The 10,847-nt window shown below is 70.7% G+C and carries 7 protein-coding genes; 2 read left to right on the top strand and 5 right to left on the bottom strand.

Features of this window, described 5'->3' with window-relative positions; genetic code table 11:
* Positions 1-451 precede the first annotated feature (451 nt).
* Complete coding sequence (locus L0P92_RS36860) at positions 452-2,305, top strand: glycoside hydrolase family 3 protein (protein WP_234767423.1); 1,854 nt, start codon at positions 452-454, stop codon at positions 2,303-2,305.
* Between the two features lie 140 nt (positions 2,306-2,445).
* On the top strand, positions 2,446-3,087 hold the full coding sequence (locus L0P92_RS36855; RefSeq protein ID WP_234767422.1) for a hypothetical protein: 642 nt from the start codon (positions 2,446-2,448) through the stop codon (positions 3,085-3,087).
* Positions 3,088-3,094: 7 nt separating this feature from the next.
* On the opposite strand, the gene L0P92_RS36850 is transcribed toward L0P92_RS36855, so the two are convergent.
* The 5 genes from L0P92_RS36850 to L0P92_RS36830 all read right to left on the bottom strand — a co-directional run.
* Complete coding sequence (locus L0P92_RS36850) at positions 3,095-4,540, bottom strand: S28 family serine protease (RefSeq protein WP_234767421.1); 1,446 nt, start codon at positions 4,538-4,540, stop codon at positions 3,095-3,097.
* Between the two features lie 129 nt (positions 4,541-4,669).
* Positions 4,670-5,062: a hypothetical protein gene (locus L0P92_RS36845; RefSeq protein ID WP_234767420.1), complete on the bottom strand. Its 393-nt coding sequence runs from the start codon at positions 5,060-5,062 to the stop codon at positions 4,670-4,672.
* An 84-nt stretch (positions 5,063-5,146) separates the two neighbouring features.
* Positions 5,147-8,866 (bottom strand): ABC transporter ATP-binding protein, encoded by a 3,720-nt coding sequence (locus L0P92_RS36840; RefSeq protein ID WP_234767419.1) that lies wholly within the window; start codon positions 8,864-8,866, stop codon positions 5,147-5,149.
* A gap of 92 nt (positions 8,867-8,958) precedes the next feature.
* Positions 8,959-10,044 (bottom strand): esterase-like activity of phytase family protein, encoded by a 1,086-nt coding sequence (locus tag L0P92_RS36835; protein WP_234767418.1) that lies wholly within the window; start codon positions 10,042-10,044, stop codon positions 8,959-8,961.
* A 52-nt stretch (positions 10,045-10,096) separates the two neighbouring features.
* A partial coding sequence (locus L0P92_RS36830) for a serine hydrolase (RefSeq protein ID WP_234767417.1) occupies positions 10,097-10,847 on the bottom strand: 751 nt, incomplete at its 5' end.

Genomic DNA, 10,847 nt, shown 5'->3' with positions numbered 1-10,847 from the left:
CCCTCCGGCGTTTGAGGAGCGGGGTCTGGGGCGGAGCCCCAGAAAGGGGCGCGGGGAACTGCGCGACCAGCCCCCACCGGCCCGCACCCGAAGAAACGACCCGGGGTCGCAGGGGCGCAGCCCCTGGGGATGGGGCGGGTAGGGGCGGCGGGGGCGAGGACTTCGGGGGGTGTTTCAGGGAACCCAGCGTCACCCCCGCTCGTCCAACCCGCGAGCTGTCGGAGAGTCACCGTGGTGCGGTGTCGGCCCTCGCTGCTGGCTGCGATCGCTGACCTACCCTCTCCGCCGTACCGCGGCCGGCAGCACGCCGTCATCGGCGCGCCCCCCTCCAACTGCGCCGATGGCGGCCCCTCTCTGGTTACGGTGCACTCCCTTGACTGGCAGAAACTTCCCGGTTATTGGTGGCTTCTCGGAAGTTTCCTTCAGCGCACCACCTCCGGAAGGAGCGCACGTGCCCGACTCCAGCACGGGAAGCAGACGACCTACAGACAACACAGCGAGCCCCTCAAGACGTACCGTCCTCGCCGCCACCACCGGCCTCACCACCGCCCTCGCCCTCGGCGGCACCGCCCACGCCGCCACCCCCGACGACAAGCGACTCCGCGCCCTCATCGCCCGGATGACCCTGCCGGAGAAGGTCGGCCAGCTCTTCGTCATGCGGGTCTACGGTCATTCCGCGACCGCCCCCGACCAGGCCGACATCGACGCCAACCTCAAGGAGATCGGCGTCCGGACAGCCGCCGAGCTGGTCGCCAAGTACCGGGTGGGCGGCATCATCTACTTCACCTGGGCGCACAACACCCGGGACCCGCACCAGATCGCCGACCTCTCCAACGGCATCCAGCGCGCCTCCCTGACCCAGCCCCGCGGCCTGCCGGTCCTCATCTCCACCGACCAGGAACACGGCATCGTCTGCCGCGTCGGCGAGCCCGCCACCCTGTTCCCTGGCGCCATGGCCATCGGCGCGGGCGCCTCGCGCGCCGACGCCCGCACCCTCGGCCGTATCGCCGGACAGGAACTCAAGGCGCTCGGCATCCGGCAGAACTACTCCCCCGTGGCCGACGTGAACGTCAACCCGGCCAACCCCGTCATCGGCGTCCGCTCCTTCGGCGCCGACCCGGACGCGGTGGCCGGCCTGGTCGCCGCCGAGGTCGCCGGGTATCAGCGGTCGCAGCAGGTCGCGGCCACCGCAAAGCACTTCCCCGGGCACGGCGACACCGCCGTCGACAGTCACTACGGCTTCCCGGTCATCACCCACACCCGTGAGCAGTGGGAGACCCTGGACGCACCGCCGTTCCGGGCCGCCGTCCGGGCCGGCATCGACTCGATCATGACCGCTCACATCATGGTCCCGGCCCTCGACGACTCCGGCGACCCGGCCACCCTCTCCCGCCCGATCCTCACCGGCATCCTGCGCGAGGAACTCGGCTACGACGGGCTGGTGGTGACGGACTCGCTGGGCATGGAGGGCGTCCGGACGAAGTACGGCGACGACCGCGTCCCCGTCCTCGCGCTCAAGGCCGGCGTGGACCAGCTCCTCAACCCGCCGTCCCTGGACGTCGCCTGGAACGCCGTCCTGAAGGCCGTGCAGGACGGGGAACTCACCGAGGCCCGGCTCGACGAGTCCATCCTGCGCGTCCTGCGGCTGAAGGCGAGACTGCGGCTGTTCGAGGAGCCTTACGTCAGCCAGGGCGGGGTCGACCGCAACGTCGGCACCCGGTCCCATCTCGCGACCGCCGACCGTATCGCCGAGCGGACGACGACCCTGCTGGTCAACGACGGCCGGCTGCTGCCGCTGTCCCGCCGCAGCCACCCCAGGGTCCTGGTCGTGGGCGCCGACCCGGCCTCCCCGTCCGGCACGACGGGGCCCCCGACCGGCGTCCTCGCCACCGCCCTGACCGAACTGGGCTTCACGGCCACCGCCCTGTCGACGGGCACCTCGCCGTCCGCAGCCATCATCGCCCGTGCCGTCGAGGCCGCTCGGGCAGCCGACGCCGTGGTGGTCGGGACGTACAACGTCACCGCGAGCAGCACACAGAAGACGCTGGTCGAACAACTGCTCGCGACGGGCAGGCCGGTCGTGGCGGTCGCGATCCGCAACCCCTACGACGTGGCCCATCTGCCCGCCGTCCGGGCCTGCTTGGCGTCGTACTCATGGACCGACGTCGAACTGCGCGCGGCCGCCCGGGGGATCGCCGGCCGGGTGGCACCGCGCGGACGGCTGCCGGTGCCGGTGCAGCGGGCGGACGATCCGACGCGGGTGCTGTATCCGATCGGGCACGGGCTGTCCTACCGGAGCAGTTAGCGCTGGGGAGCGCTTGGACGTAGCGCCCGTACGTCACACAGTGGGCGCACTCACCCCCAACCGACGCAAAGGACCCCACATGTCTGGCGTGCGCCCGTTGTCGCGGGTCACGCTGGACGGGGGTACCAGGGGGGAGTGCGATGCGCGGGAGAAATGGTGCGGGGCCGGCCTGTGCGTTGCTGGTGCTGCTCAGCGTGTTGTTGACGGGGTGCCAGAACGCCTCGGCGGCCAGGGACGACGGGCGGCTCGACAGGACCGCGAGCGAACAGCAGGTGGCGCCGACCCGGGCCGCGGGCCACGGCACGGTGTTCCTCGGCGTCGACGAGTGCAGCTCCTTCGGTACGACGAGCTTCACCGAGGTGTCCTGCACCAGTGAGCGGGCGGCGGCGCGGGTCGTGGCGCGGCACGAGGGCAAGGTGGGCGCGGGGCCGCTGTGCCCCGGGACCACGGACTTCGTGCTGCACATCAGCGAGCAGAGCCGCGGCTTGGACGAGGACGGCGACGGGGCGGTCCCGCAGGGCTACGCCTGCATGCGCAACCTCGCCGCGCCCCACCCCGGCGACCCGGGCGGCGGAGGCGGCCCCCGCACCATCGTCGGCGACTGCGTGTACAGCTCGGGCGACGGCCAGGTCCGCGAGACGTCCTGCGACGGCAAGGCCGAGCGGAAACCGCAGTACAAGGTGACGAAGGCCGTCGACAAGCGAGCGGGATGCCCCTTGTCGACGGCCCTTTACGTGCAACTGGGCGGCGAGAAGCCGGTGGGCTGCGCGCGGCCCGTGTGAGCAGGGGCTACGGACGCAGCGTCGGCTCCCGCTCCACGTCGCGCACGTCCAGCTTCGCGTCGTACTTCGCCAGCGGCTCCGCCCGGTTCACGGCGGTGGCCGGGACGCCCGCCCAGTCAAGGATGCGGGCCGTGGCGAGGGCCTTCTCGTCGCCGACCAGTCCGTCCACGCGGGCGCCGTGGTTGGCGCCGGGGGCGGTGAACACGTACGAGTCCTTCGCGCCCTTGCCGAGGCGGAACGGCTCGGCGCCCCACGGGTCGTTCTGCCCGTAGACGAAGAGCATGTGGCGGGCGTTGTGCTTGACCCAGGTGTCCACGTCACGCATGGCGCCCGGCTGGAACCTGGTCGGGATGTCGCTCGGGACGAAGTTCCGCGGGGGCTGGTAGCCGTAGCGGAGGTACTTCTTCTCGATGTGCGGGAAGTGGATCGTCGGCGCGCCGAGCTGGGTGGCCGCCTGGTAGTAGTACGGCGTGTACGGCTCCAGGCCCTGGTCGGTGTAGAAGGAGAAGCCGGAGACGGTGTCGATGGACGTCCAGATCTGGTCGTCGGTGGCGTTCTTCGCGTCCGGCGGGATCAGGGTGTCGTTGGCGCAGTTCTGCAGCAGGTTGTACTGCCAGAAGCCCCAGACGTAGTCCAGGACGACCGCCTCGTACGCCTTGTCCAGGCTGCCGATGGTGCGGAAGGTGTAGCCGTTCTCGGCGGCGTACGCGGCGTACTTCTTCTCCAGCGGCTCCCGGCGCACCAGCGCCTCGCGCTGTACGGCGTTCAGCCGGTCGCGGCACTCCTTGGTGCCGACGCCCGCGAAGAAGCGGTCGTAGGCGGAGTCCTCGCGGTTGACCACGTCGTTGGGGGCGACGTAGGCGACGACGCCGTCCATGTCCCTCGGGTAGAACCGCTCGTAGTACGTGGCGGTCATGCCGCCCTTGGAGCCGCCCGTGGAGATCCAGTTCCGGTCGTAGACCTTCTTCAGCGCCCGGAAGATGCGGTGCTGGTCGCTGGCCGCCTGCCAGATGTCCAGCTTGGTCCAGTCGGCCGGGTCGGGCCGGGAAGGGGTGAAGAAGCGGTACTCCATGGATATCTGGTTGCCGTCCACGATCTGGGTCGGCTCGCGGCGGCTGGGTGTCGTGGAGACGTCGTAGCCGCTGGTGTAGAAGACCGTCGGCCGGCTGACGTCCTTGTGCAGCACGGTGATCCGCTGCTGGAACGTTCCCTTGGACGGGTGCCGGTGGTCGACCGGCTGGGTGTAGTTGAGGACGAAGAAGCGGTAGCCGGTGTACGGCTTCTCCTCGATCAGGCTCATCCCCGGTATGGAGAGCAGCCGTTCCTTGATGTCGGTGGTGATGGCCCCCGACCGGTCGGTGGTGGCCGCCCCCGCGGTGCCCGCCGTTCCCGCCGTGCCCAACGTGCCGATCAGCACGCCGAGCGCCAGCAGCCATCTGAGCGCCTTCCGCATGCACCCTCCCTTGTGAGTCAGATGTGCCTGCGGAAGCTATCGGAGCAACTCCCCGGCGCACCAGGGAAGATGGAGAATTCCCGGGAGCGGAGGCGCGAAGCAGGTGCGGCGGGGGCGGGAATCAGCCGGTCAGCACAGGATCCAGCCCTTGCTCACCGACCCGCTGCCCACCCGGCCCTTCACCCACACACACCGCTGCCCGGCATGGACGGTGACCGGGCCGGCCCGGCGGGTGTACAGGCCCTCGTCGGTCACGGGCTTGGCCCGGAACGCCTGCACGCTGACCATCATCGTCTGCTGCCGCCCGGGGCGCCTGGGGGTGACGATGGCGCAGACGTGGCCGCTCTTCTTGTAGACGTACAGGGTGCCGGTGGAGAACGGGTACGTCTTGACCTTGCGGCCCTCGCAGCGCGTGGCGGCCGCGGCCTGTGCCTGCGTCGGGGCCGCGACCGCGATCAGCCCGGCCGCGGTCAGCACCGCAAGACCGACGGCCAGTCGTCGGCGTATCGCACCTCTGTCCACTGGGTTGTCCTCCCCGTACACCGGCAATGAGCGTACTGGTGTACGGACGCACGGCGTACGCCGGATGGTTGCACGGCAGCCCCCTCACGCCGCGGCGGCCTCGGCCTCCCCGATGAAGGTCCGCCACAACTCGGCATACCGCCCGCCCCGCGCCAGCAACTCCTCGTGCGTCCCGTCCTCCGCGACCCGGCCGTGATCCATGACGACCACCCGGTCAGCGCGGGCGGCCGTGGTGAGGCGGTGGGCTACGACGAGGGTGGTGCGGTGGCCGGCGACGCGGTCGGTGGCCTGGTTGACCTGGGCCTCCGTGGCCAGGTCGAGGGCGGCGGTGGCCTCGTCGAGGAGCAGGATGTCGGGGTCGACGAGTTCGGCGCGGGCGAGGGCGATCAGCTGGCGCTGGCCGGCGGAGAGGTTGCGGCCACGCTCGGCGACCTCGTGGAGGTAGCCGCCGTCGAGGGTGGCGATCATCTCGTGGGCGCCGACCGCGCGGGCCGCCGCCTCCACGTCCGCGTCGGTGGCGTCCGGCCTGCCGTAGGCGATGGCGTCACGGACGGTGCCCTGGAAGAGGTACGCCTCCTGCGGGACGACCCCGAGACGGTGCCGGTACGACGTGAGGTCCAGGGCGCGCAGGTCCGTGCCGTCGACGGTCACCCGGCCACCGGTGGGGTCGTAGAACCGTGCCACCAGCTTGACCAGGGTCGACTTGCCCGCGCCCGTCTCGCCGACGAAGGCGACGGTCTGTCCGGCGGGGATCCGGAGGTCGACGCCGCTCAGCGCCTCCTCGTCCGCCCCGTACGCGAAGTGCACGTCCTCGAACGCCACCTCGCCCCGCAGCGACAGCACCTCCAGGGGCTCCTCGGCCGCCTTCGTCGAGGTCGGCTCCCGCAGGAGCTCCTGGATGCGGCCGAGCGAGACCGTGGCCTGCTGGTAGCCGTCGAAGACCTGGGAGAGCTGCTGGACCGGGGCGAAGAACAGATCGATGTAGAGCAGGTAGGCCACCAGCGCACCGGTCGTCAGCGTCGCCGCCTCGATCCGCGCCCCGCCCACGATCAGCACCGCCGCCGCGGCCCCCGACGACAGGAACTGCACGAACGGGAAGTAGATCGAGATCAGCCACTGCCCCCGGATACGGGCCTGCCGGTAGCTGTCGCTGCGCTCGGCGAACCGCGCACCGCCGTCCCGCTCGCGCCGGAAGGCCTGCACGATCCGCAGCCCGGACACCGACTCCTGGAGGTCGGCGTTGACCAACGACACGCGCTCACGGGCGAGTTCGTACGCCTTCACGCTCGCCCGGCGGAAGAAGTACGTGGCGATGATCAGCGGCGGCAGGGTCGCGAAGACGACGAGCGCGAGCTGGATGTCGAGCACCAGCAGGGCGACCATGATGCCGAAGAAGGTGACGACGGAGACGAAGGCGGTGACCAGACCGGTCTGGAGGAAGGTCGACAGCGCGTCGACGTCCGTCGTCATCCGGGTCATGATCCGGCCGGTCAACTCCCGCTCGTAGTAGTCGAGTCCGAGCCGCTGGAGCTGGGCGAAGATCTTCAGCCGGAGGGAGTACAGGACGCGCTCGCCCGTGCGTCCGGTCATCCGCGTCTCGCCGATCTGCGCCACCCACTGCACGGTGACCGCGAGCAGCGCGAGCAGGGAGGCCGCCCAGACCGCGCCGAGGGCGACCTGGGTGACGCCGGAGTCGATGCCGTGCCGGATCAGGACGGGCAGCAGCAGTCCCATGCCGGCGTCCATGGCCACCAGCCCGAGGCTGATCAGCAGCGGCAGCCCGAAGCCGCGCAGCAGCCGTTTCAGACCGTACGACTCCTCCGGCCGGACCGCCTTGGCCTCGTCGATGTCGGGGGTGTCGGTCGCCGGGGGCAGCGCCGCCACCTGGGCGAGGAGCTCGGGGGTGGCCGGCGACTCCGTCAGCGCCAGGTCCTTGGGCTCGCGGTCGCCGGTCCACAGCCTCGGCGTCACCCCGCGTTCGGCGTCGAACTCGGCGTCCAGTTCATCGCGTACGGAGGTGTCCTCCTGAGGGCAGACGGGCTGGGCGTGGCCGGGCGAGACGCCGCCGAGTTCGTCGGGGTCGGTGAGGAGGCGGCGGTACAGGGCTGAGCGTCGCTGGAGTTCCTCGTGGGTGCCGATGTCGGCGAGGCGGCCGGCGTCGAGGACGGCGATGCGGTCGGCGAGGTTCAGGGTGGAGCGCCGGTGCGCGATCAACAGCGTCGTCCGGCCCTCCATGACGTGCTTCAGCGCCTCGTGGATCTCGTGCTCGACACGGGCGTCCACCGCCGACGTCGCGTCGTCGAGGACGAGGAGCCGGGGGTCGGTGAGGATCGCGCGGGCGAGCGCGACGCGCTGGCGCTGGCCGCCGGAGAGGGTGAGGCCGTGCTCGCCGACCGTGGTGTCGTAACCGTCGGGCAGCTCGGTGATGAAGCGGTCCGCCTGGGCGGCGCGCGCGGCCTTGCGGATCTCCTCGTCGGTGGCGTCGGGGCGGCCGTAGGCGATGTTGTTGCGGACCGTGTCCGAGAAGAGGAAGGAGTCCTCGGGGACCAGTCCGATCGCGGCCCGCAGCGAGTCGAAGGTCAGCTCGCGCACGTCGTGGCCGCCGACGAGGACGGCGCCGCGGGTGACGTCGTAGAAGCGCGGCAGGAGCAGGGAGACCGTGGACTTGCCGGAGCCGGAGGAGCCGACGACGGCGAGGGTCTCGCCGGGGCGGATCTCGAAACTGAGGCCGTCGAGAACGGGGTCGGCGGAGTCGTCGTAGCCGAAGGACACGTCGTCGAACTCGACGGTCGCGGGCGCGTCGGCGGGCAGCGTCCTGGTGCCCTCCTCGATCGACGGCTCGGTGTCGATCAGCTCCAGGACCCGCTCGGTGCCCGCCCGGGCCTGCTGCCCGACCGTGAGGACCATGGCGAGCATGCGCACCGGGCCGACCAACTGGGCGAGGTAGGTGGAGAACGCGACGAACGTACCCAGCGTGATGTGCCCGCGCACCGCAAGCCAGCCGCCGACCGCGAGCATGGCGACCTGACCGAGCGCAGGGACGGCCTGCAGCGCCGGGGTGTACTTCGAGTTGAACCGGATGGTGCGCAGCCGCCCCGCGAAGAGCCGCCTGCTGACGTCCCTGAGCTTGCCGGTCTCCTGCTCCTCCTGCCCGAAGCCCTTGACCACGCGTACACCGCTGACGGCCCCGTCTACGACGCCCGCGACGGCGGCGGCCTGGGCCTGGGCGTACCAGGTGGAGGGGTGCAGCCTGGTCCGGCTGCGCTTGGCGATCCACCACAGAGCGGGGGCCACCGCGAGGGCGACCAGCGTGAGCGGCAGCGACAGCCACGCCATGACGACCAGGGATATCAGGAAGAGCGCGAAGTTCCCGATGGTCATCGGGAGCATGAAGAGCAGTCCCTGGATCAGCTGGAGGTCGCTGGTGGCCCGCCCGACGACCTGCCCGGTGGACAGCTCGTCCTGCCGTCGCCCGTCGAGCCGGGTGATCGTCCCGAACATGTCGGTGCGCAGATCGTGCTGGACGTCGAGGGCGAGGCGGCCGCCGTAGTAGCGGCGGACGTAGGTGAGGACGTAGACGGCGAGCGCGGCGGCTATGAGCAGGCCGGCCCAGAGGGCCATGCCGCGGGTGTGGTCGCCGATCACGTCGTCGATGATCACCTTGGTGATCAGCGGGACCACGGCCATGACGGCCATACCGGCGAGGGAGGACCCGAGAGCCAGGACCACGTCCTTGGGATACCGCCACGCATACCCGGCCAGTCTGCGCGCCCAGCCCTTGGTCTCCCCCTGATGCGCTGCCACGCGGGTGCCCTCCGTTCGTCCTGATCTGCCGGAAGGCACCAACGCCGGCGAGCCCCGATTTCATCCCGCCGCAACAATCGGGGGCGGTGCGCTCAGATCCGTACGCGCAGGTGGTAGAACCGTGTCGTCTGTACGGCGTTCTGGTTGTCGTCGCTGACCAGCAGCACCCTCAGGCGCCCCTTCGAGTACCCCGTGATCGCCATGCCCTCGATGTTGTCGAGGAGTGGGTTCGGCTGGGGCTGCTTGGCGGTCGCTCCCAGTGACGGACAGTTCACGATGTCGGCGAGCAACGTCTTCCTGACCAGCCGTGCGCCGTCCTGCCCGGTGAGGTTCTCGATGCCGCTGGTGTCGGTGGCGTGGCGCGGGTCGGCGAGGTAGAGGCGGACGGTGTTGCCGACACCGGCGGTGAAGCCGCGTTCCAGGACGAGGAGGCGGCCGTCGGGGGTCGCCCGGACCTCGGGGACGCCGAGGCCGGCGTCGGTGCGGTAGGCGTACTGGCGGCCGAGCTCGAAGTGACGGCCGTGGCCGCCGCCGGTCCGCTGCCAGGTCTGGAAGCGGACGATGCCGGCGCTGTCCCCGGCGAGCGCGTACTCCATCGAGGCGAGCAGGGTGCGGCCGCCGGGGAGCAGGGTCAGGCCCTCGAAGGTGCCGTTGGGCTGAGCGCGTCCCGCCGGGGTGACCTTCAGGGCGTCCGGCACGGGGAGGCGGTCGAGGATCCGGCCGTCGCGGGAGTAGCGGCGTACGGAGGGCTCGGTCTCGGAGGAGATCAGCCGGGTGCCGTCGCGGTCGACGACGAGGCCCTCGGAGTCGAGGGCGGCGCCGCTCTCGTCGGCGAGCGGGACGACGGCCTTCGGCGCGAGCGTCCTGCCGTCGAGGGCGAAGAGGGCCGAACGGTCGGAGACGGCGGCGAGGGAGCCGTCGCGGTCGACGGCGAGGGCGGAGAAGTTGCCGACGAAGGTGCCGTCGTACGTCGTCTTGTCGAGCGCGTCGGAGAAGCGGTCGATGGAGACGGAGGGCGAACAGACGTGGTCGTTCTTCGCCGTGGCGTGGGCGTTCGCGGGGGCGGCGGCGGTCAGGCAGGTGGCTGCCGCCAGGCCGGCGACGGCGGTGACGAGTACGGTTCTCAGGCGCGTGGAGGTCACGGGGTTCACGAAGGTCACGGGGTTCACGGGGTTCACGGGGTCACCGTAGGACTGGTGGGTGACGCGAGGTAGGCCGCCTCGTTAAGGCTCAGCTCGCGGCCAGGTCCTTGTGGATGACCTTGGCGACGCCCTGAATGGTCGTGATGCCGTAGTTCATGGTGCTGTTGCCGTGAGTGAGCACCGTGATCACATAGTCATGCCCCCGCCCCTTGAACGCGCCGACGCTGTGCACCCGCCAGCCCTGGGTGGCGCGTTGCAGCCAGCCGTTCTTGACGGCGACGGTGACACCGGACGGCACTCCGTACGGGGTGCCCCAGCGCTGCGAGGAGACGACCTGGCCCATCAGCTTCAGGATGTAGGCACGGGAGTTGTCGCTGAGTATGGCGTTCTTGGCCGTGATGAGCTTCAGCAGCTTCTGCTCGTCGGTGACGGTGATCTGGGTCAGCCCCCAGTAGCCGTTCGCGCCGGGCTTGGTCTGGGTCATGCCGGCGGCGCTGAGGAAGCCCTTGATCTTCGTCATGCCGAGCTGCTTCCAGAGCGTGCTGGTCGCGGCGTTGTCGGACTTGGTGATCATGGCCTTCGCGAGCGACGCCTCACGGTCGGTCAGGTACCGGTTGTGCTTCTTCGCGTCCCACAGCAGCGCGGCGAGCACGGTGACCTTGACGACGCTGGCGGAGTCGTAGGCGCTGGAAGCCCTCAGCGCACAGGTGGTGTTGGTGGAACGGTCGTACAGGCCGACCGCGATGGTCCCCTTGCGGTTGGCCAGCGCGGCGGTGATGTCCTTCTTCAGCTTGGCGGCGAGTCCGGCCTTGGCGGACGTACAGCTGACGGTGGGGGCG

This window comes from Streptomyces muensis, from assembly GCF_021474425.1.
Classification (GTDB): Bacteria; Actinomycetota; Actinomycetes; order Streptomycetales; family Streptomycetaceae; genus Streptomyces; species Streptomyces muensis.
The sequence above is the reverse complement of the archived record's forward strand: the minus strand, read 5'-3'. Positions and strand labels throughout refer to the sequence as shown.